This window comes from Arthrobacter oryzae, from assembly GCF_003634095.1.
GTDB classification, from domain to species: domain Bacteria; phylum Actinomycetota; class Actinomycetes; order Actinomycetales; family Micrococcaceae; genus Arthrobacter; species Arthrobacter oryzae.
The window spans coordinates 515,026-535,162 of the sequence record NZ_RBIR01000001.1 but is presented as its reverse complement, the minus strand read 5'-3'; the positions used below and the strand labels follow the sequence as shown (position 1 = coordinate 535,162).

Sequence of the window (20,137 nt, the reverse complement as noted above, 5' to 3'; positions counted from 1 at the left end):
TGCCAACGTCCAAGTCTCTGGTCGCGCGGCCGTGAGAACTGCTAGGCAGAACCGCCGTCCTCGCGGACCGGCCAACAGGTCCTCAGTCATGGCCGCACCCCCATGACCAGATCATACAAGTCAGGCGACGGCCGGACGTTACCCTCGTTCTGCTTATCTCATGCGGAACTGTGGTCCTCACACAGGACAAACCCGGCTGCGCAGGGGGCTTGACTCTCACCCCGCAGCGATTCTGCCCCAGGTCCAGTGGCTCCTCATGCCGACCCTGGAGGGACGGGTCTTCGGTCCAGGGTCTGCTGGAAGCGGAGCAAATAGCCGTCCGGATCTGCCACCAGAAACTGTGTGACGCCGGCTTCGTGCTCACCGGTTCTGTACCATGTGGTCTCGGGCGCCAAGAAGAGCGGCCAGCCCTCGGCCTCCAGAGCTTTGACGAGCGGATCGATCGATGGAACGGAAATCTGGAAGTTAATCCCGCGCCCAAATGGGTGTTCGAGGGGACCGGTGATCCAGTTACGCCCCACTCCTGCCTGCTCGAGCATGATGTGAACCGTTCCCCTGGCGAGGTAAGCGAATCCCTCGTGGAACCGGTGATAGAGCACCGCAAACCCGCAGAGCCGGCACCAGAAATCCAGGCTCTTGTCGAGATCCGTGATGAGAAGTTCCGGCACCAGGCCGGGGTCGGGTGCAGGGGTTGCTGAAGTCATAACAGGATCTTCCCACTTGCTCGGGAGGCGTCGGGCGCGTTCCCTCGTGCAGCGCGTCGTCGGCTGGAGTAAAGCGACTCGCTGCGGAGGGCGGCTGTCTGTTTGGCCAGAGAGGCTGCTGCGAAGCCGGCGGGCCACGGGATTAGCCCTCACCCAGGTCCGGCATGATGGGGGAATGCAGCTCCGCACCGAACGCCTCCTGCTTCGCGAATACACGGCGAACGACTTCGATGCGGTACATGCCTTCGCCTCCGATCAACGAATTGCCAAATTCGTTGAGTGGGGACCGAACACCACAGCCGACACCAAGACATTTCTCGAAACCTGCCTAGTCGCGCAAAGTGACCCGAACCGGGCAAACTTCACCCTCGCCGTAACCGTCCCGCCCGGCGATCCAATTGGCTCGGTCGGCCTGTCGCTGACCGGCGGCAGGGGCGACCTCGGATACGTGATCGCCCCGGGCTTGTGGGGACGGGGCTACGCTACCGAGGCGGCGGAATCCCTGCTGAGATTTGGCATGGAAGAGCTCGGTTTGTCGGAAATCACGGCCACGTGCAGGCCTGGGAACGTTGCATCCGCGCGGGTTCTGGAAAAAATCGGCATGTCCCGCAACGGGTTGCGGAAAGCGGACAAGCTCATCCGCGGGCAGTGGCAGGATTCCCTCGTTTTCTCAGTTTCTGCCTAGGGGTGAAAGCCCGGACCGGGCCTGCGTGCGTTGGGACGCGGCCCCCAACCCGGACTGCGAAGATGTGGGCAGCATCCGTCTTGCAATACGGTGGACTAAACCAGCGAGAGGACCCCACATGGCATGCGACGGCTGCAGCGCATCTGCAAAACTCGACTTCGAATTCAGCATGGCCTTCCAGCCAATTTACGACGCCGTTGCCGGCCGCGTCTGGGGCTACGAGGCGTTGGTCAGAGGCTTGTCGGGCGAGGGTGCTTATGACGTCCTGTCAAAGGTCTCACCGGAGCAGAAGTACCGCTTCGACCAAGACTGCCGCGTCAAGGCAATCGAGCTGGCGTCGCGCCTGTTCCCTGCGGATGAGGAGTTGATGCTGTCGATCAACTTCATGCCGAACGCCGTCTACGAACCGGCCGCATGTCTTCGCGCGACGCTGCTTGCGGCCAGGCGGTGCAGCTTTCCGACGTCGTCAATCATGTTCGAGTTCACGGAGAACGAGGAGGTCTCGGACACCGCTCATCTTAGGAACATCATCACCGAGTATCGCAAGCACGGTTTCACCACCGCCATCGACGACTTTGGTGCCGGTCATGCGGGACTGGGGCTCCTGGTCGATTTCCAGCCAGACCTGATCAAAATAGACATGAAGCTCATCCGAGGAATCGACACCAGTCCGGTCCGTCAGGCCGTGGCTGCTGGCATCGTCGGGATCGCCAAGGAACTCAACATCACGGTGCTCGCAGAAGGCATCGAGACAGAGGCGGAGTTCCTGGTTCTGAAGGCAACCGGCATCCGCCTCTTCCAGGGATATTGGTTTGCGAAGCCAGCATTCGAGGCGCTTCCGCAGATACATTCCGGGTCTGTTCTTGACCGGGTGTGAGACACCCCGTCATTTGCGGTAGGAAGCGAACGGCTTATGGCAGGGCGACCGGCTGCTAGCCCAGGGAACCTGTTGACGGCACGGACTTTCCGAGGATGGGTCCAAGCAACGCGCTGAATTCATCATTGAGATGGTTCGTGTCGAAGTAGACAACCACTCCCCCGATTACGGCGTAGCAGTCCCGGCGGTCGCAGAAGTAGCTCGTCAGATCGATCAGGGAAACACCGGGATTTCGGGCAGTCCGGGTCGCCAGGGTGAGCGGATCCTGCGGCTGCGCCACCGCCAGCGGAACAGCGCACTGGGCCGGATCGGCCGCCTTCAAGGACACGCAGTCCGCGCTTCTCACCCCGGCATTCAACGGAGGGTCCGCCAGCACGTAAACCTTGGCGCCGCGATCCGTCCACTTCTTCCATGTCCGCTGGAACCCACCGCCGAACTGCTGCTGTTCCGGGGCCCCGGAGCCGTCGTCGACTTTTTCATCCCGGGCGAATGCGGAGGAAAAGACGGCGGCCGGCCGGTCCGTGGCCACGGCGTCGGCAACGGCCGCGGACCAGTCCATGCACCGCTTCGCTTCGGCCGGGTCCGTCTTGCCCTCATAACCAACGAAGCGAACGTCGGCCACGGGGCATCCGCCGAGCATGGCCGTCTTGACGAGCCAATGACGCTGCCGGGCAAGGGCAAAGATGGCGCCTTGCCACTGCTGGGCGTGGGAATCTCCCACCAGCCAGACAACCTTGGGGTTCGGCCTGCCGGCGGAGAAATCACACGAAACGTGCGTCTTTGTTCCGCCCGCCATCAGGGCCGTGAGGGGCGCTCCGCATTCGGGCGCCAAATTCCAGTACTGGTTCGCCTTCGTCATGTCGGGAACGGTGGCCGGCCCAAAGGGGTTAGGGCAGTGCGCGTCCGGTTCCATGGCCCTGGGTCCGCGGCAGGGCGACCGGTCGGCGGCGGCACTGGCCTCCTCTGCGGCGGCGCTCTGAATCCCCCAGGCCCAGGTTTGGCCAGCCGCGATGCAGCCAATGATCGCCATGCCTGCCGCCATCGCCAGGAAGCTGCGGCGGTTACTGAGGGCGAGGATGCGGGCTTTCTGCCCCCGGTCTTCGACAAGGACCTTGGTGACGGCCGCAAGGACAGCCGAAACCAGCACGATTGCCAGCTTGTCCACCGAACTCAGTTGCCTGTCCAGTACGAACGGGGCAACAACAATGAGCGGCCAGTGCCACAGATAGACCGAATACGAAATATTGCCAAGATACTGGACGGGCCCCAGGGCAGTCACCTTGCCGTGCATCAGGGGTCCGCGTCCCCCGCTGGCGATGACGAGTGCCGTCCCCAGCACGGGCAGAAGCGCGGCGACGCCGGGGAAGTCGGTCTGCTCGGTGAAGAACAGACCGGAAAGCAGTATCAGGGCCAGCCCGGACAGGGATGCAAGATTGGCCGCCGTCCGTCCGAAGGCGAGCCGGCGTCCTGCCACAGCGATCAATGCCCCGGCACCGAACTCCCATGCGCGGACCGGCGTAGCAAAATAGGCTTGGTTGTGGGCAAACTCAGTCATCAGCACAGACACGATCAGGCTTAGGACGCACAACGCACCGATGCCCAGTCCAAGCACCATCTCCGGGCTGCGCTTCAACCGGCGCGCGAGGAGGAAAAGACCGACCAGAAGCAGCGGCCACAGCAGGTAGAACTGCTCCTCCACCGACAGGGACCAATAATGTTGGGCTACCGTCGCGGACTGCGTCGACGCCGAGTAATCGACAGATTTAGCGGCCAGCACCCAGTTCTCGCCGTAGACGGCGCTGGCCACAATTTCCTGGGCAGTTGCCAGCCAGCGGGAAAACGGAAGCCAGATCATGACTGCCGCACTGGCTGCTGCCAGCACCAGGAATGCTGCCGGCAGGAGTCGTCTCACCCGCCGGGCGTAGAACGAGATGAGGCGCAGACGGCCCGTTGCCGCGAGCTCCTTATTCAGGTGCGAAGTAATTAGGTAACCGGAGATGACAAAGAACACGTCCACGCCCACGTATCCGCCGGTTAGGCGGGCGGGCCATAAATGGTTCAGCACCACCAGGCTGACCGCCACGGCCCGGAGCGCCTGAATGTCCGTGCGAAAAGCGGGCCGCCTGGCCTGCGCTGGCTGTAGCCCTGCAGGCGCGGACTCGGACAAAAGTGCTGTGGGCATGGAGAGAACGATAGTGCATTCCCGCAACGGCACGGTGACCGTCAGAGCTTCCCGACGATGGAGCCTGGGCGCCTGATGCCGTTCCGGACACGCGGCGTGGCCAGGCCGGAAGCACAAGGACTCTGGTTATTGGACAACACATAGACTTTCCCGGTGACCCTTCATATCCGACTCGCTGCGCCCACCGACTACGCGGTGATCGAACGGATAGAGAACGCCGCCGACCAGCTGCTCATCGACTGGCTGACCCCCGACAGTTGGGAGCCAGCCCCGTCCGGTGCGTCGAGGGCGGCGGTCCCTGGTTACATCCTGGTCGCGCAAGAGGCCGAGGCAAGCGCTGTTATCGGATTCGTCCACGTCCTCGAACGCGATTTGGTGGCCCACTTGGAGCAGTTGTCGGTGCTGCCCGGACATGGCCGGCGCGGACACGGCCGGGCACTCGTCGAGGCCGCGAAGAGCGAAGCACGCCGTCGCGGATACCAGTGCCTAAGTTTGCGCACCTACTCCGATGTCCCCTGGAACGGCCCCTTCTACGCGCGCGCCGGCTTCATCGAAACGGAGCCGTCCACCGCCTTTCACCAGCACCTCGCGAATATCGAGCGGCAACTCGGGCTCGACCGACACGGTCGTCGCATTCAGATGACTGCCGGGCTCCAATAGTTCCATTCGGGAAAAGACCCCCGGCGCCGGCTTCCTCGGCCCAAACGGAGCCGGCAAGTCCACCACCATGCGCATGATCCTGGGGCTGGACCGGCCGACGTCGGGACGGGTACTCGTAAACGGACGCCCCTAGGCTGGCCACGCGGCGCCACTGAATTAGGCCGGCGCCCTCACGGCAGTAAGGCACCGGGACGCCTGACCGCATCCGCCACCCATCAGCTCCGGGCGTCCGCCATGACGCGCTCGCCGTTGAAGTATTCCAGCTGCCAGCCGTTCACTGCATGATGGTGGGCCAGGTTGAGCACGGCGTTGTCGATGCGGTCCAGGAGGCGGCCGGCGACGCGATTGAGGCTGAGCCGGAGGAGTGAACCGTGGGATATGACCAGGACGCGGCGGCCACGGAATTCCTCAGCCAGCCCTTCCAGCGCCGCGAGCCCACGGCTGGCCGCTTCCTCCTCGGTTTCTGCGCCGCGGAATCCGCCGGGCACGCGGAGTGCGTCCAGCTCCGCGCCGTCCTGGAGCCCCTCGGCGGCTCCGAAGCGACGCTCGGTGAGCTCGGCCACGCGCCGGGTCACCCGGAGCTCCAGCCCGGCGGCAATCAGGTCGGCGGTTTCCGTGGCGCGGCACAGAGGCGATGACACGATCACATCCCACTCATATCGGGACAGAATGCCGACGGCGTCACGCGCCTGCGCTCGGCCGACGTCGTTGAGAGGTATGTCAGTGGAGCCCTGCAGCCGGCGCTGCGCATTCCAATCCGTCTGGCCGTGGCGGACGAGGGCGAACGTCGTGAGGGTCATGCTTATCATTCTGCCCTGACCCCTGGCGGGGGCCGGACACTGCCAAGGACTGAGTCGGCCGGCTCACGGCAGCTGGCCGGCTGGCCGGCTGCACTTGCCCGGCGCCGCAACCGCTGGTGCGGCCACCCCGGCAGTTGTAACATCGGGCACCATAGGAACCCGCCACGTGATACCGGGGCAGGCTGACAGGGCCACAATCAGCAAAGGGGACACTCATGGAAAATTTCTTCCGCCGCACGGGCATTGACGTGCCCGAACCGGTCCGGCGCTTTCTGCAGGGCGAGGCGGAAGGCGGTCTGCGAGTCGAGGAGTACCGGGACGGAAACACCTTGGTCGTCAGAACCGATATCCCCGGCATCGACCCGGACCATGACATAGACATCAGCGTCACGGATGAGACCCTGCACATCACCGCCCGGCGGACGGAACCGGACGTCAAGGATCTGCCCGGCTATCGGAGCGAAGTGCGCTATGGGGAATTTTCTCGAAGCGTCCCGATGCCCTGGGGCGCGAACCCTGAAACTGTTGTGGCCAGTTACATCGACGGCGTCCTGGAAATCCGGGTTCAGCTTCCGGAGCACCCGGGCGGGCCCGCCACGAAAGTCCACGTCAGCCGCGGCCGCAATCAGTCACCGGATGCGCCAGAGAACTACGTGACCTGACGGCCGCAGGGGCGCCCGCCGCCCATCCGCATCCCGGCAGGCACTGGGAGGGCGCGCGGGTGCGGCGGCGCACTCGGGAGTCCCGGATATTCATACGGCGCCGGGTATTGCGCGTTACTAAGCATGCTGATTGAATCATGGTTACGGTCGCATCCAGCGGCCGGTACGTCGAAAGGAAGTACAGTCATGGGGATTCTCGCGTTTCTCATTCTCGGGCTCATCGCGGGGGCCATCGCCAAGGCAATTCTTCCCGGCACGCAAGGTGGCGGCTGGGTGATCACCCTCGTCGTGGGCGTCGTGGGCGCCATCCTCGGCGGCTGGATCGGCTCGCTGATCTTCGGCGGCGGCCTCGGCAACTTCTTCGATCTGCGGACCTGGCTCCTGTCCATCCTCGGCGCCGTCATCGTCCTGGTGATCTACGGCGCGGTTGCAGGCCGGCGTAGCAGGGCCTAGCAGGGCGTAGCAGGGCCTAGCGGGGGACGATCCCGCCAATAAAGACAGCCGCAGAGGAGGCGCAATGAGCAGCGGATTAATCGAACGCGCATGGAACAAACTGAGTCCAAAGACGCAAGAATGGCTCCGCGCCAATCCCGGCATGGTGATCCTCCCACGGAACGTGACCGAGCTGGTCCTACAGGCAAACGCCCACCCGGAAGGCCCGGCGGGAGTGGATCGGAACGGCCAACTGCCGCTTTCGCCACAGGACCAGGCTTTCATCAGATCCATGTCCGACGCCTCGCCGGTCGGTCGCCCGGTGCCGCCAGCCGCGCCGTCCGCCTAGAACGAGCGGCACGGCGGCACCGCTTCCTGGCTCTCGCTTCAGGATGTACTGGCGGGGTCGCCTGAAAGACCTGAACGGCACGTGCAGGGCACGGCCTATCAGCGGCCGCCTCGCCCTCAGGTCGTCACGTCCGGCCTCTGGACAAAGGAGCAGCCCGGCTGCCGCTATCTCGACAAGGAGGTCACTTCGGTGACGCTTGATCAGCCAGAGCCTGTTGAAATTTCCACCAGAGTCCGGCCAGGAGAATGGACCGAGGACACACTGTCCTCGCTCGTGGCCAGCTTCCGGGACGAGCTCCTGCGGATGGGAGCGCCTCCTGAGGAGATCACCGTCGCCACGGAACGAGATGACGGGGGCGGGGTCAGCATCGTCGCGACCTGGAATCGGCCGGCCGGCGAGAACACGGAAGCCGCCCTGGATCTTGAGACCCCGGCGTCGGCTCCGACGCCCGGCAATGAGCCGACGGCGGCGGCCGGCACCCGGAATCCACCCTACGGAATCCAAGGAACTACGGTCATGCTGAACAGGGAAGATATTGATGGCCTGATCCAGAGCAAGGGCAATGTCATCAGCGTCGACGGCGACACGATCGGCGGCATCGGCCAGATCTACGTGGACGATGCGACAGACCGGCCAAGCTGGGCGACCGTGGCCACCGGCCTCTTCGGCAGCCATGAATCCTTTTTCCCGCTGGACGGTGCACGGATCGACGGCTCGAACCTCGTCATCCCGTACAACAAAGCCCTCGTCAAGGACGCGCCCCGCATCGAGCCCGAGGGCGGACTCGAACCTGACGAGCAGGACCGGCTTTACCGCCACTACCAGCGCGACGGCGGCCTGCAGACTTACAGCGAGGCCCAGGGCATGACGGGCAGCAACCCCGGCGCGGATGTGCCGGCCGGGTCCGGCAGCCCGAATGCCGGGCCGGGCCGGCTGCGCCGGTACGGCGCGGCCCCAGGTCTGCCCTCGCGCATCCCGGGGAACCGTGAGCACCCCGAAGCGGACCAGTAGCCGGCAGCCGGCACAGAACGAGGCCGGCCGGGCGACCGGAACGCCTTCGATGCCGAGGGCTCCGGCTGACGGGACTAAAGCGGGGGCGGGGACGCAAATACGTCCCGGGCCAGACGCGCGAAATCCGCCAGGAGAACTGACGGGTCATCCTTCCAGGACGCCAAAAAGACCGGTATCGGGGGTGCGTCCCGCACCTGCCTGTAGGCGACCCCGGGACGTGGGTACTGTGTCGCGGTGGCTTCGGAGGACATGCCCATGGCCTTACCCGTGGAAATCAGCGTCAGCCAATCGTCCACGCCCTGGATTGGACGCAGGGACGACGGCTTTGCCTCGGGCCCCCACAGATCCTCAACCGTGGTTCCGGTCCGGCTGTCGACGGCGACTGTACGCCCGGCAAAATCCGCCATCCGCAGGAATCGGCGTCGCGCCAGCGGATCGGTCGCAGCCACCGCGGCGTAGCGGCGCTCCGTTCCGATCGGCGACTCAGTGAAGCGGGGGTCATGGAGGCGGCGCCGGACGACGGCAAGATCCACCGACCCGTCGGCGAGACCGGCAGCCGCCGAGTTCGACTGAACCCAGATGAGTTGCACCCCCGGGTTCACCTCCTCCCAGCGGCGCTGCAGGGCTATGGTTCGGCTGCCGAGCGCTGACCAGGCGTAGCCGACCCTGAGCTCGCCGGCGTGATCCCTGGCGGCCTCTTCCAGCAGCTTGGCCTCGTTCAGGACCCGCCGTGCATGTTCGATAATCCGCTGCCCGGCTGCGGTCGGGGTCACGCTGCGCGTGGTCCGCTGAAAAACACGGACCCCCAGAGTGCTCTCCAGGGCGGCGACAGCACGGGAGACACCTGCCTGCGATGTGCCCAAACTGATGGCTGCGTCGGTGAAGGTCCGGGCCTCGTCGACGGCGACGAGTGCCCGGAGATGGCGCAGCTCAAGATTCATACGGTCATCGTATAGAAGGATCGGCGGAGGCATTTATTGGTGACGGAAATTGGCCCCACACTGTGAACCATGGAGGCATCTGCAGAGGACGGCTTCGGCCAAGACCGCCGCCAGCCGGCTCAGTCCCCGCCCGGAGTTCTTGGCGGGCTGTTGACCATGACTGGCAGCGGGATCAGCAATCAGATCGGCGCGGGCCTCGGGGCCCTCGCGTTTCCGGTGCTCGGCCCTGCGGGGGTGGTCGCCGTGCGGCAACTCGTGGCCGCGGCCGTGCTCGTCTCCGCCGCCCGGCCGCCCGTCCATCGCTTCACCTGGAGACAGTGGTGGCCCGCGCTTCTCTTGGGCGGAACGATCGCGTTGATGAACATATGCCTCTACGTCGCGATTCAGCGCATTGGACTTGGCCTGGCCGTGACGCTGGAATTTCTTGGTCCGCTGGCCATCGCCCTTTTTCGCTCCGGATCAAAGCTGGATCTGCTCTGCGCGCTGAGTGCCGGCGCCGGCGTGTACGTTCTGGTGCTGCCAGGACCGTCCAGCGACTACCTCGGCATCGGCATCGCCGTTGCCGGAGCTGGCTGCTGGGCGGCCTACATCGTGCTCAACCGGGTGGTCGGCCAACGGCTGCCCGGCCTCCAGGGACCGGCGGCCGCAACCTTGGTCTCCATGGTGCTCTACTTGCCGGTGGCCGCCTTCGTCGCTCTGCAAGGGTCGCTGACCGGCCCGGCAATCCTGTTTTCGGTCCTTGCCGGCGTGCTTTGCTCTGTCATCCCCTACGCCGCGGACCTTGTTGCCCTCCGCCGCGTCCGCCCGGCCTTCTTCGGTGTGTTCATGAGCATCAACCCCCTTCTCGCGGCCCTTTCCGGAATGATCGTGCTGGGGCAGATCCTCGCCCCGCACGAATGGCTGGGCATAAGCCTGGTGGTCGCCACGAATGCCGGCGCGATTGCGCTGGCCCGTCGCACCAAGCCGGACGCAATACCGCCCGCAGGGTGACCCGCTCCCCCACCGGCGGATTCCGAACCCGACGTTGGAGCGCGGTCACCCGAGGGAGGGTCCGCCTGACCGGGACCACCGTGGATTACCCTGGCGGACCCGCCTGTGCCGCGTAGGCGACGGCGCGGTCACGGACATGCTCCACGTACGAATCAGACTGGTTGTAGGAGAAGATGGCGTCGGTCCAGCCGTCTGCGGTGATCAGATCACGGCCGTGGGCGCACAGGTACGAGGCGGCGGTCAGCGCGGCGTCGTCAATGTTGAAGGGGTCGGCCTTCCCGTCTCCGTTCCCGTCCCGCCCGTAAAGCCGCCAGGTGGACGGAATGAATTGCATCGGCCCGACGGCGTGGTCCCAGTGCGCATCCCCATCCAGTGCCCCGGCATCGGTGTCCGCGACCGCGGCGAAGCCGTCGCCGTTCAGGCTCGGCCCGACAATCGGCCCGCTCGCCTGGCCCGTGGCTGACAGCTTTCCACCACCGAAGGTTCCGTGACCGGATTCAACGAAGCCGACGGCCGCCACCGTATTCCAGCCGATCCGGCATGCGGGAGCAGATTCGTTGGCCATACCGGCCGCCGCAACGTAAGCCTCCAGTGCGCGGGCAGGGATGCCGGTCCGCGCTGAGGCACGGGTGAGCCACTGCGCATCAGCGCTCCGCGTGACGTTTACGGCGGAAGTGATGCCAGTGGACAGCGTTTGAAGTTTCGCCTCCGCACGCGGGGGCGCAGGCCGGGCGCCGTCGGCACCCCCACCGGACAGATGGAGTGCCCAAAACAAGAACCCGGTGATAACGCAGAACGCGAACAGACCGAGCACAGCAAGGCGTTTCACGCGGAGCATGGATTAGGCGGACCCGCCCTGGGCGCTTGTGTACCGCGGGCTGCGCGGCAGCGCGCCGGCGCCGGACACGCGGGAGGTCACTGTGCTAGCCCTCACAGTCGATGCAGTATGCGTGGCCGTTCTTCTCCCGCGCCAGCTGAGAACGGTGCCGAACCAGGAAGCACGAGTAGCAGGTGAACTCGTCCTGCGCCTGCGGGATGACCTGTACGACGAGCTCCTCGGAGACGAATTCCCCGCCGGGGACGAGGGCGTCATCAAACGCGTCGGCTTCATCCAGCTCACGGACAACGCTGCGGGCATCCGGGGCGTTGGCGGATTGCAGCGCCTGCAGGGAATGGTCCTGCGACTCCTTGACGTCGGATCGGACTTCGTCGTAATCGGTTGCCACTGCGGTGACTCTCATTCCTAATGTTTTTGTTCTGACGGGTAGCCAACGTACACCATTGCCGGCGTTTCCCCGCACATGACAGCCCCGCCGTCATGTGCGCAGAGATCCCGTGGCGGGGATTCTCCCGCCCGCGGGACACCGGTTGCCTCGTCTCAGGGTTCCGTCCTGTCGTCGGCGGGGCCAGTATGAGGCGCGCCGCCGGCACTGCGTTCGACGCGGGCCCTGCGGATACGCCAGATGATCACGGCAATCACCACGGCCACCACCACGACGGCGGTAACGTCGCGTCCCACGGTCTTGGCGACCGCCTCGTAGGAATTCCCGGCCAGGTATCCGAGCAGGACACAACCGGCGCCCCACACCAGCCCGCCGGCGAAGTTGAAGGCCAGAAATTTCGGGTAGTGCATGCGCGAGGTACCGGCCAGGGCTGGCATGACGGCGCGGAAAAACGCAACAAACCGCCCCAGGAAGACGGCCATGCCGCCGCGGCGGCGCAGAAAGTCCTGCGCCTTCTGCAGTTTGGCCTGGCGTTTGCTCAGGGCGCTCAGGTTCAGGAATTTGGACCCGAAGTGTTTGCCGACCTCGTAGCCGACCGTGTCCCCAATGACCGCGGCGAGTACAACCAGGACCATCATCGCCCACACGGGCACGTTCCCGCGGCTGGCCACCACCCCGCCAAGGACAGCGGCGGTCTCGCCGGGAATTACGAAGCCGATAAAGAGGGCATCCTCGGCGAAGACCAGCAGGCCCACGATGAGCAGCGCCAGCAGCGGGCTGACGTTCAAGATGTTGTCCACAAGTCCGCTCACCGGAATTCCGTTCGCTTGCCAAAAAGTTCGGGCTTGCCCCGTCCGTGCCGGACATCATCCTGCGTGATCAGTATGTGGGACCTCCGGGCTCGGCGATAGGGAGTTCGCGCTGGATCTGGGCCACCTTCGGATCGTTCTCGTCTGCCCCGTAGTCCGACGCACGGGTGATGTCCTGCCCGTCAGGGAGCTTGATGGCGCGGAAGAGCAGAGACAGGATGGCGGCAACGATGAGGTTTATCGCAAACGCCACAACAGCGATGTAGACCTGAATATTGGTGCCCGGGATGGCGGCGATGGAGCCGCCGAAGTTGGCTTTCGTGACCGGGTTGACGACGTTATAGGCCGCGACGGTCCCGTAGATAATTCCGGCCGCCCAGCCGCCGAAGAGGGCCCACCGGTGGAACCACCGTGTGTAGAGCCCTCCCACAATCGCCGGGAAGGTCTGCAGAATCCAGATGCCGCCGAGGAGCTGCATGTTGATTGCTGCCGACTGGTCCATGGCAATGACGAAAATCAGTGCGCCGAATTTCACCACGAGCGAGGCGATCTTGGAGACCTGTGCTTCCTGCCGGGGTGTGGCTTCGGGCCTGACCAGATCGCGATAGATGTTGCGGGTGAACAGGTTCGCTGCGGCGATTGACATGATCGCGGCCGGGACCAGGGCACCGATGGCGATGGCAGCCAGGGCTATACCGGCAAACCACGCCGGGAAATAGTCCAGGAACAGTTGCGGCACCACCAGCTGCGGGTTCACTGCGCCGTTCAGGTCGATGGGCTTGGTCCCCGCGTAGATGGCCGCGTAGCCCAGCAGCGCCAAGAACCCCAGCATCAATGAGTACAGCGGCAGCACGGCCGCGTTCCTCCGGATCGTGTTCCTGCTCTTGGTCGCCAGGACTCCCGTGATGGAGTGCGGATACATGAACAGCGCCAGGGCCGAGCCCAGAGCCAGCGTCCAGTAGGCGGAGTAGCTGGCGGCGCCGGGAATGAAAATCCCGGTGGGTTTGCCGGTAGCCGGGTTGACCGTACCCATTTTCGTCTCGGCGGAGTCGAAAATATTGCCCCAGCCGCCGAACTTGATCGGCAGGTAAATCACGGCGACGATCACTGCCAGATAGATCAGCAGATCTTTCACCACGGCGATCAGGGCCGGAGCCCGCAGGCCGGACGTGTAGGTATAGGCGGCCAGCACCACGAAGGCGAGGATCAGCGGCAGGTCAGTCAGCAGCACGTTCCCCGCACTGCCCACGCCCAACACCGTGAGCACGGCCTTGATACCGACTAGCTGCAATGCGATGTAAGGCATGGTCGCGACGATCCCGGTGACCGCCACGGCCAGGGTAAGCGCCCTGCTGCCATAACGGCCGCCAATGAAGTCCGCCGGCGTGACGAACCCATGCCGGTGCGAGACCGACCACAACCGGCTCATCAGCAGGAACACAATCGGGTACAAAACAATCGTGTACGGAACCGCGAAGAAGCCGGTCACGGCTCCGGTGGCCCACATTGCCGCCGGAACGGCGACAAAGGTGTACGCCGTATAGAGGTCGCCGCCGAGCAGGAACCAGGTCACCCAGGTCCCGAACCCCCGGCCCCCTAGGCCCCACTCGTCGAGGCTGTGCAGCCCGGTCGCCTCCCCGCGGCGCCACCGCGCGGCAAAGAACCCGAGAACCGCCACCAGGACGAAAAGAAGGATCACAATGGCGAGTGCAACACCGTTAACAGGGCGGTCCGGAGCAGCCAGCGGTACTGATCCGGCGCTCATGGCTCCTCCTCGGGGCTCGTGACGCCGCGCACGGCTTCGCGCCGGCGGCGGTCCTCCCGGCTAACTATCCAGAAGGAGATCCCCACCAGCGCCGAGGTAATCGGAATCCACGACATTTGATACCAGTAGAAGAACGGCATACCGGCCAACCGCGGCTCATCGACCGAATACGCGGGCACAAACAACGGAACCACAATTGCGATGCCCAAGAGAATGCCGGTGATGATATATGGGCCGGACCTGGCCGGACCCCGCGTTGGGACATCGGGACTTGACATCAACGCCTCCTCTTCGAGACGGCCCCGGAGCGGGAAGGCTTTCCCGGGACGTGCCGGCGGCCTGTGGACCGCGAGTCGAGCAGTCCTAAGCAACAGAATAGGCACTGGATTTATTCTTCAACAGGGCGCATGCCCCCGCGTTGCCCGAAGCGGCCGCGACGCCAAAACGTGCGCCGCCGTCCGGTGGGACGGCGGCGCACGGGGTCCGCTGTTTGGCTGTTTATTTGCGCATCTGTTTCAGGCTAGGGTGCCGGGACCTTGCTTGCGAACTCGGTGGTGTAGGTCTTTGCCAGGTCGATGGTGGAGGCCTTGCCCTTGACGTTGGTCGAGTACTTGTCGAGGATGCTCAGGACGTTCTTGGCACCCTCGGCGTTCATCATGCCGTCCTTGTTGAACATGGTCTTGGTGTCGTTGATGGATTTTTCATAGAGGGCCTGCCCCGCGTTGGCGTATTCCTTTGGCATCTTGGCGGCGATCTCCGCGGCGGTGTGGCTGTTGATGAAACGGAGGGCACCCACGAAGGCGTTGACCACCTTTTGCACGGTCTGGGGGTTCTTCTGCACGAAGTCGCAGCTCATGTAGACGGATGCGGCGGGGTAAAGGCCGCCGAGGGCCTTGCGGGTCCCCTCTTCGGTGCGCATGTCGACGAGCACTTTGCCCTTGCCGGTTTCCACCAGCTGGGCGATGGTCGGGTCGGTGGTCATGCCGGCGTCGATGCCGTTATTGTCCATCGCCGCGATGAACGTCTGGCCTGCGCCGACCTTCGCCGGGGTGTAGCTCTTCACACCGGCCTGTCCTGCCAGCGCCTGGGTCAGAAAGTCCGTCGATGAGCCCAGGGATGTGATGCCCAGGTTCTTGCCCTCAAAGTCTGCCGGGCCCTTGATCGCGTCCGCTTTGGCGGTGGAGACGACCTCGGCCTCCCCCGGGATGTTGGCAAGCTGGACTACGGAGGTGATGCATTGTCCCTTGGCCTGCAGGTCGATCGTGTGGTCGTAGAACCCCTCGACGCCCTGCGCGTTGCCGGTCAAGAGCGAGTTCTCCGCCGTGGCGCCGGACTGTTCTCCGAGCAGGTTGACCTTCACGCCCTCCTTCTCGAACAGGCCGAGGCCTTCGGCCAGCTTGGCGGGCATGTAGATGACCTTTTCGAGGCCGCCGACAATGATGTTGACTTCCGGCGTGGCTGCACTGTCAACGGATGCGGCCCGCGAGTCCTGGCAGCCGCTCACGCCTGCGGCAACTGAGAAGGCGAGGATGACGGCTGATGCCTGGACGCTACGTCGCTGTAGTTTCGTTTTCATGTTCTAGATTCCCTTGATCTGATTCTGGACCTGAGAGGGTCGCCATTTGAGGAGTTTGTTTTCAGCGGTGGTGATGAGGGATTCGGCCAGGAGTGCCACCACGGTGACGATGATCATGCCGGCGTAGATGCCTGCCGAGTCGAAGGTGCCCTGGGCGTTGGCGATGAGCATGCCCATGCCGTGCTTGGCGCCGGCGTATTCGCCCACGATCGCGCCGATGAGGGCGAATCCGAAGGCGGTGTGGAGGGAAGACAGAATCCAGGTGGTCGCGCTGGGCAGCACGATGGAGGTGAGGATCTTGCGTTTGCTGGCGCCCAGGATCCGGGCGTTGTTGACCACATTGCCGTCCACCTCCCGCGCTCCGGTGAAAGCGTTGAAGAACACGGCAAAGAAGACCAGGACCACCACTGTGGCGATCTTGGAGCTGATCCCGAACCCGAACCAGATGATGAACAGTGCGGCCAGGACGATGCGCGGGACGGCGTTCGCGGCCTTGATAAAGGGGGAAAAGACCTGCGCCATGTAACGGCTGCGGCCTAGCAGGACGCCCAGCACAATCCCGGCGACGGTGCCGATGGCGAAGCCGGCGGTCGCTTCGAGGACGGTGTAGCCGATGTTCTCCCACACGGATCCGAACTGCGTGCCGGCGGAGAACCATTGGATCAGCCGGTCCCAGATCAGTGAGGGCTTGGAGTAGAAGAACGGGTCTATGACATAGGTGGCGGTCAGTTCCCAGCTGCCGAGCCACACGGCAACGATGACCGCGCGCAGGGCCCAGACCTTGAGGGCGGCGTTCCGATTCGATTTGCGTACCCCGGCGAGCAGGGTTGCCTCGTTTTCCGCGCTGAGCGCATAGCCAGGCCCCACGGGCGGGGCCGCGCTGATAGTTGGTGACGTCATCGTCGTTGTCCTCACTGATTGCTTACTTTGCATCGGGTTGCCCGGCCGTGGCCCGGGCCTGTTCCACTTCGTCCCGCAGGCTGTCCCAGACCTGGCGGTAGATGGCGAGGAACTCGGGAGTCAGCCGGACCTCTTCCACGTCGCGGGGGCGCGGCAGGTCCACCCTGAATTCGGCCTTGATGGTGGCCGGGCTGGCGGTCATGATCACCACCCGGTCGGCCAGGGCGATGGCTTCTTCCAGGTCATGCGTGACGAAGACGACCGCCGCGTCGCTGCCGCTCCACAAGCGCAGCAACTCCTGCTGCATGAGCTGGCGCGTCTGTACGTCCAAAGCGCTGAACGGCTCGTCCATGAGCATGATTTCGGGCTCGTTGACCAGCGTCTGGGCCAGGGCGACTCTCTTGCGCATGCCACCGGAGAGCTGGTGCGGATAGTACTTTTCGAACTTGCCCAGCCCTACCCGCTGCACCCACTCCCGTGCCTGTGCCCGGGCCTCGGCCTTCGAGGCCCCGCGGTAGCGCGGTCCCGAGGCAACGTTGTCCAGCACCGTCTGCCACGGCAGCGTCGCGTCGGCCTGAAACATGTACCCCACCCCGGCCGGGATGCCCGTGACCCGGTCTCCGCGAACATAGGTCTCCCCCTCCGATGCGGGCTGCAGTCCCGAGATCAGCGACAAGGTGGTGGACTTGCCGCAACCTGTGGGGCCGACGACGGCGACGAACTCGCCCGGGGCTATCGACAGGTTCACGTCCCGGATGGCCGTGTGAATGCCGCCACCGTTCTTGGGAAATCTCTTCGTTGCCGCCTTCAGTTCAATCAGCGGCGCTTTGTTACCTGGCATGGTGTCTCCTTCGTCACTTTGCATTGCTGCCGCATCAGGGACGGAAAGACGCTCCTGTGGGCTGCCTCACAAGACCGTACGGGCGAAAAGCCGGGGCGTCGCGCTTTATGCCATTGCCCCCAATCAACCCGTTGTGCACCTTTTGCGCATTGTGCTCAGTCGCCGGTTGGTGCCGGAGGCGGCAATGGCCCTAACGTGGTCCCGGACCACCGGGGTCCGGTGCAAGAACTGAATGAGGATCACGTGGAAGCAGCGGACACAGTTGTCCCTGAGCTAGGCGACCGCCGGTCGGCGCACAAGACCGGAATGGCATTTTCAACCAAGATGCTGGTCCTGCAACTGACCGTCGTGGTTGTGGTTGTCGTCCTCACCGCCGGCGTCTACGGCTGGTTGTCCTACCAGCGGCTCAGCGCGGAGATCGGCTCCAAATCCCTGGCCGTCGCGCAGAGCATGGCGGTGGAGGATATTGTCCGCCGGGAACTAGGCGCCGGCTCGGCCGCAGCGTCCACCCCTGCGAATACCCGGCTGCGCACCGGCGCCGTCCAGCAGCTGGCAGAAACGTTGCGGAGCCGCACCGACGCATTGTTCGTTGTGGTCACGGACCGCTACGGCATGCGCTGGTCACACCCTAACCCCGCTGAACTCGGCCGGCCCGTGAGCACCAGCCCGGACGCGGCACTCTCCGGGCAGGAAATCACCGTCGAGGAGATCGGAACCCTTGGACCATCGGTCCGCTCCAAGGTGCCTGTGTGGTCCGCCGACGGTCGGGCGGTGGTGGGAGAGGTCAGCGTGGGGTTCTCCACGAGTGACGTATTGACGGGGCTGCAGACAGCCATCTTCCCCATCCTCGGGATCGCCGCGGTTGCGCTTGCCTTTGGTGCTGCCGGGACGATGCTCCTGAGCCGCCGGCTGCGGACCCACACGCTGGGCCTGGAGCCGTCGGAGATTGGTGAACTCGTACAGGACCAGGCGGTGGTGCTTTACGGCGTGGTGGAAGGCGTCATCGGCATCGCCGAAGACGGGCACGTGACCGTCTGCAACGACAAGGCCCGCCGGCTCCTTGGCCTGGAAGACACCTCGGGCCGCACGCTGAGCGAACTCGGGCTCCCCCCGCGGGTACTGGCACTGCTGGAACCGGGGAACGCCGACGATCAACGCAGTGTGCAAATGATGGTGAACGACTCAGTGCTGATCATGACCGCCCGAAAGGTGGTGCGCGGCCGAAGGAAACTCGGCTGGGTACTCATGGTCCGGGACCGGACGGACGTGGAGGCCCTCAGCCGTCAATTGGACGCCGTGGGGGCGCTCTCGACCGCCTTGAGGGCACAACGGCACGAGTTCGCCAACCGCCTGCACGCCGTCTCGGGCCTGTTGAATGTCGGGCGCCCCGCGGAGGCCGCCGACTACTTGCAGGAAACCTTGAAATCAGGCCCGCTGAAATACCCGGTGGACTTTGCCGGCCGGCTGGAGGACACCTATCTGCAGGCCTTCATCGGCGCGAAGGCGCTGCGCGCCGCTGAGGTCGGGATCCCGCTGCGGCTGGGCGAATCAACCCTGGTCGCCGGGACCGTCGCGGACCCGCAAAACGTCACCACAGTCCTTGGGAACCTCGTGGACAATGCCGTTACGGCAGCTGTCCGGGGCGCCAGCCGGGACCGATGGGTGGAAGTGGAACTTCTCAGCGAGGACACCACGCTCTACATCACGGTGGCAGATTCCGGCGACGGGCTGCAGGCGGACGACCGCGAGGCGCCGTTCACCGAAGGCTATTCGACCTCCTCCGCCGCGGACGGGAGGGACGTCCCCCGGGGAACAAACGACCAGGAATTCGGACAAGGCGAAGGGCTGGGCCTGGCCCTGTCCCGCCAGATCGCCCGCAGCGGCGGCGGCGACGTCTGGGTGGTGTCGCCCGGCAGTCCCGGCGGACCCGGAGCCGTATTCTGTGCACGACTCCCCCAAGTACTGGACACGACCGGATGGAAGGAACACGCATGAAGGATGATCTGAGGGTCTTGATCGTCGATGACGATTTCCACGTCGCCCGGCTTCATGCCACGTACGTCAACGCCGCCCCGGGCTTCACGGCATTGGAACCTGTCGGATCCGGCGGGGCGGCCCTCGAAGCCATTCAGACATACCGCCCCGACCTGGTCCTGATTGATATTTACCTCCCGGACGGCAACGGGCTGGACATACTGCGCGGGCTCGACGTCGACGCTTTCGTTCTCAGCGCCGCCTCTGATGCGGCCTCCCTGCGCAAGGCCATGCGCCGAGGCGCCCTGGGCTACCTCATTAAGCCCTTCTCGGAGAAACACCTCTCCGACAGGCTGCGCGGATACACGCGTTACAGGCGCCTCCTGGCCGGAGGTTCCGCCCTGGACCAAGACCTCGCCGACCGGGCACTGCGCCAGCTGCACACCTCGGACACACAGACAGCCCGGGTCCGCTCGGTGACAGAGACCGCCGTCCTCAGCGCGCTGGGCCAAACCCCGGGGGTCCTGACGGCCATCGATGTTTCAAGCGCTGTAGGCGTGTCCCGCGCCACCGCCCAACGGTACCTGTCGGCTCTGGTGGACGAGGGCTCGATCGAGGTGAACCTCCGCTACGGATCGACCGGGCGTCCCGAACACCAGTACAGCGTCCGCACGCCCTAACCCTGGACAGATTCGGTCAGGTCGTCAGGATTTTGAAACCCGGACCGATCGAGTTCCGGACCGCACGATCCGGTCG

The 20,137-nt window shown here is 64.8% G+C and carries 21 protein-coding genes and 1 pseudogene; 10 read left to right on the top strand and 12 right to left on the bottom strand.

The window, feature by feature from the left end:
- Positions 1 to 254 precede the first annotated feature (254 nt).
- Entirely contained in the window at positions 255 to 704 is a 450-nt protein-coding gene (locus C8D78_RS02565) for a bleomycin resistance protein (RefSeq protein WP_120950290.1), read from the bottom strand.
- 175 nt (positions 705 to 879) lie between these two features.
- Here C8D78_RS02565 and C8D78_RS02560 point away from each other — a divergent pair, with 175 nt between their 5' ends.
- Together C8D78_RS02560 and C8D78_RS02555 are read left to right on the top strand one after the other, a co-directional pair.
- Positions 880 to 1,389: a GNAT family N-acetyltransferase gene (locus C8D78_RS02560; RefSeq protein WP_167467834.1), complete on the top strand. Its 510-nt coding sequence runs from the start codon at positions 880 to 882 to the stop codon at positions 1,387 to 1,389.
- Between the two features lie 118 nt (positions 1,390 to 1,507).
- Positions 1,508 to 2,266, top strand: a complete 759-nt coding sequence (locus C8D78_RS02555; protein WP_120950288.1) for an EAL domain-containing protein — start codon at positions 1,508 to 1,510, stop codon at positions 2,264 to 2,266.
- Positions 2,267 to 2,321: 55 nt separating this feature from the next.
- On the opposite strand, the gene C8D78_RS02550 is transcribed toward C8D78_RS02555, so the two are convergent.
- The gene (locus C8D78_RS02550) at positions 2,322 to 4,448 is read right to left on the bottom strand and encodes an acyltransferase family protein (protein ID WP_120950287.1); all 2,127 of its coding nucleotides are present in this window, start codon (positions 4,446 to 4,448) and stop codon (positions 2,322 to 2,324) included.
- Positions 4,449 to 4,601: 153 nt separating this feature from the next.
- Between C8D78_RS02550 and C8D78_RS02545 the strand changes: the two genes are divergently transcribed.
- Positions 4,602 to 5,108, top strand: coding sequence for a GNAT family N-acetyltransferase (locus C8D78_RS02545; RefSeq protein WP_120950286.1), 507 nt, complete (start codon positions 4,602 to 4,604; stop codon positions 5,106 to 5,108).
- Between the two features lie 28 nt (positions 5,109 to 5,136).
- Positions 5,137 to 5,238 (top strand): annotated as a pseudogene (locus C8D78_RS02540) (ATP-binding cassette domain-containing protein); the annotation flags it as partial.
- Positions 5,239 to 5,323: 85 nt separating this feature from the next.
- On the opposite strand, the gene C8D78_RS02535 reads toward C8D78_RS02540, so the two are convergent.
- Positions 5,324 to 5,908, bottom strand: coding sequence for a histidine phosphatase family protein (locus C8D78_RS02535; RefSeq protein WP_120950285.1), 585 nt, complete (start codon positions 5,906 to 5,908; stop codon positions 5,324 to 5,326).
- A gap of 215 nt (positions 5,909 to 6,123) precedes the next feature.
- Here C8D78_RS02535 and C8D78_RS02530 point away from each other — a divergent pair, with 215 nt between their 5' ends.
- The 3 genes from C8D78_RS02530 (at position 6,124) to C8D78_RS02515 (ending at position 8,362) form a co-directional block, all read left to right on the top strand.
- Entirely contained in the window at positions 6,124 to 6,570 is a 447-nt protein-coding gene (locus C8D78_RS02530; protein ID WP_120950284.1) for an Hsp20/alpha crystallin family protein, read from the top strand.
- 186 nt (positions 6,571 to 6,756) lie between these two features.
- On the top strand, positions 6,757 to 7,023 hold the full coding sequence (locus tag C8D78_RS02525) for a GlsB/YeaQ/YmgE family stress response membrane protein (RefSeq protein ID WP_120950283.1): 267 nt from the start codon (positions 6,757 to 6,759) through the stop codon (positions 7,021 to 7,023).
- A gap of 517 nt (positions 7,024 to 7,540) precedes the next feature.
- Positions 7,541 to 8,362, top strand: coding sequence for a PRC-barrel domain-containing protein (locus C8D78_RS02515; protein ID WP_147429527.1), 822 nt, complete (start codon positions 7,541 to 7,543; stop codon positions 8,360 to 8,362).
- A gap of 74 nt (positions 8,363 to 8,436) precedes the next feature.
- On the opposite strand, the gene C8D78_RS02510 is transcribed toward C8D78_RS02515, so the two are convergent.
- Positions 8,437 to 9,303, bottom strand: coding sequence for a LysR family transcriptional regulator (locus C8D78_RS02510; RefSeq protein WP_120950280.1), 867 nt, complete (start codon positions 9,301 to 9,303; stop codon positions 8,437 to 8,439).
- A 69-nt stretch (positions 9,304 to 9,372) separates the two neighbouring features.
- Here C8D78_RS02510 and C8D78_RS02505 point away from each other — a divergent pair, with 69 nt between their 5' ends.
- Entirely contained in the window at positions 9,373 to 10,293 is a 921-nt protein-coding gene (locus tag C8D78_RS02505) for an EamA family transporter (protein WP_120950279.1), read from the top strand.
- Positions 10,294 to 10,378: 85 nt separating this feature from the next.
- On the opposite strand, the gene C8D78_RS19910 is transcribed toward C8D78_RS02505, so the two are convergent.
- From C8D78_RS19910 to C8D78_RS02465, 8 genes are all read right to left on the bottom strand, one after another.
- A complete protein-coding gene (locus C8D78_RS19910) occupies positions 10,379 to 10,858 on the bottom strand; it encodes a lytic transglycosylase domain-containing protein (RefSeq protein WP_244208207.1) in 480 nt (159 codons plus the stop codon).
- A 358-nt stretch (positions 10,859 to 11,216) separates the two neighbouring features.
- The gene (locus tag C8D78_RS02495) at positions 11,217 to 11,519 is read right to left on the bottom strand and encodes a DUF4193 domain-containing protein (RefSeq protein WP_120950277.1); all 303 of its coding nucleotides are present in this window, start codon (positions 11,517 to 11,519) and stop codon (positions 11,217 to 11,219) included.
- A 152-nt stretch (positions 11,520 to 11,671) separates the two neighbouring features.
- Positions 11,672 to 12,328 carry a DedA family protein gene (locus C8D78_RS02490; RefSeq protein WP_120950276.1) on the bottom strand — a complete coding sequence of 219 codons (657 nt, stop codon included), beginning with the start codon at positions 12,326 to 12,328 and terminating at the stop codon, positions 11,672 to 11,674.
- Positions 12,329 to 12,395: 67 nt separating this feature from the next.
- Positions 12,396 to 14,090, bottom strand: coding sequence for a monocarboxylate uptake permease MctP (mctP, locus tag C8D78_RS02485; protein WP_120950275.1), 1,695 nt, complete (start codon positions 14,088 to 14,090; stop codon positions 12,396 to 12,398).
- The gene (locus tag C8D78_RS02480; RefSeq protein WP_120950668.1) at positions 14,087 to 14,368 is read right to left on the bottom strand and encodes a DUF3311 domain-containing protein; all 282 of its coding nucleotides are present in this window, start codon (positions 14,366 to 14,368) and stop codon (positions 14,087 to 14,089) included. Before C8D78_RS02480 ends, mctP begins: the two co-directional genes overlap by 4 nt.
- 242 nt (positions 14,369 to 14,610) lie before the next feature.
- The gene (locus C8D78_RS02475; RefSeq protein ID WP_120950274.1) at positions 14,611 to 15,666 is read right to left on the bottom strand and encodes an ABC transporter substrate-binding protein; all 1,056 of its coding nucleotides are present in this window, start codon (positions 15,664 to 15,666) and stop codon (positions 14,611 to 14,613) included.
- A 3-nt stretch (positions 15,667 to 15,669) separates the two neighbouring features.
- Positions 15,670 to 16,566 (bottom strand): ABC transporter permease, encoded by an 897-nt coding sequence (locus tag C8D78_RS02470; RefSeq protein WP_120950273.1) that lies wholly within the window; start codon positions 16,564 to 16,566, stop codon positions 15,670 to 15,672.
- Positions 16,567 to 16,588: 22 nt separating this feature from the next.
- A complete protein-coding gene (locus C8D78_RS02465; protein ID WP_120950272.1) occupies positions 16,589 to 17,407 on the bottom strand; it encodes an ABC transporter ATP-binding protein in 819 nt (272 codons plus the stop codon).
- Between the two features lie 306 nt (positions 17,408 to 17,713).
- Between C8D78_RS02465 and C8D78_RS02460 the strand changes: the two genes are divergently transcribed.
- Positions 17,714 to 19,402 carry a sensor histidine kinase gene (locus C8D78_RS02460; RefSeq protein ID WP_120950667.1) on the top strand — a complete coding sequence of 563 codons (1,689 nt, stop codon included), beginning with the start codon at positions 17,714 to 17,716 and terminating at the stop codon, positions 19,400 to 19,402.
- Positions 19,399 to 20,061 carry a response regulator gene (locus C8D78_RS02455; protein WP_120950271.1) on the top strand — a complete coding sequence of 221 codons (663 nt, stop codon included), beginning with the start codon at positions 19,399 to 19,401 and terminating at the stop codon, positions 20,059 to 20,061. The genes C8D78_RS02460 and C8D78_RS02455 overlap by 4 nt, the downstream gene beginning before the upstream one ends.
- The last annotated feature ends 76 nt before the right edge of the window (positions 20,062 to 20,137 follow it).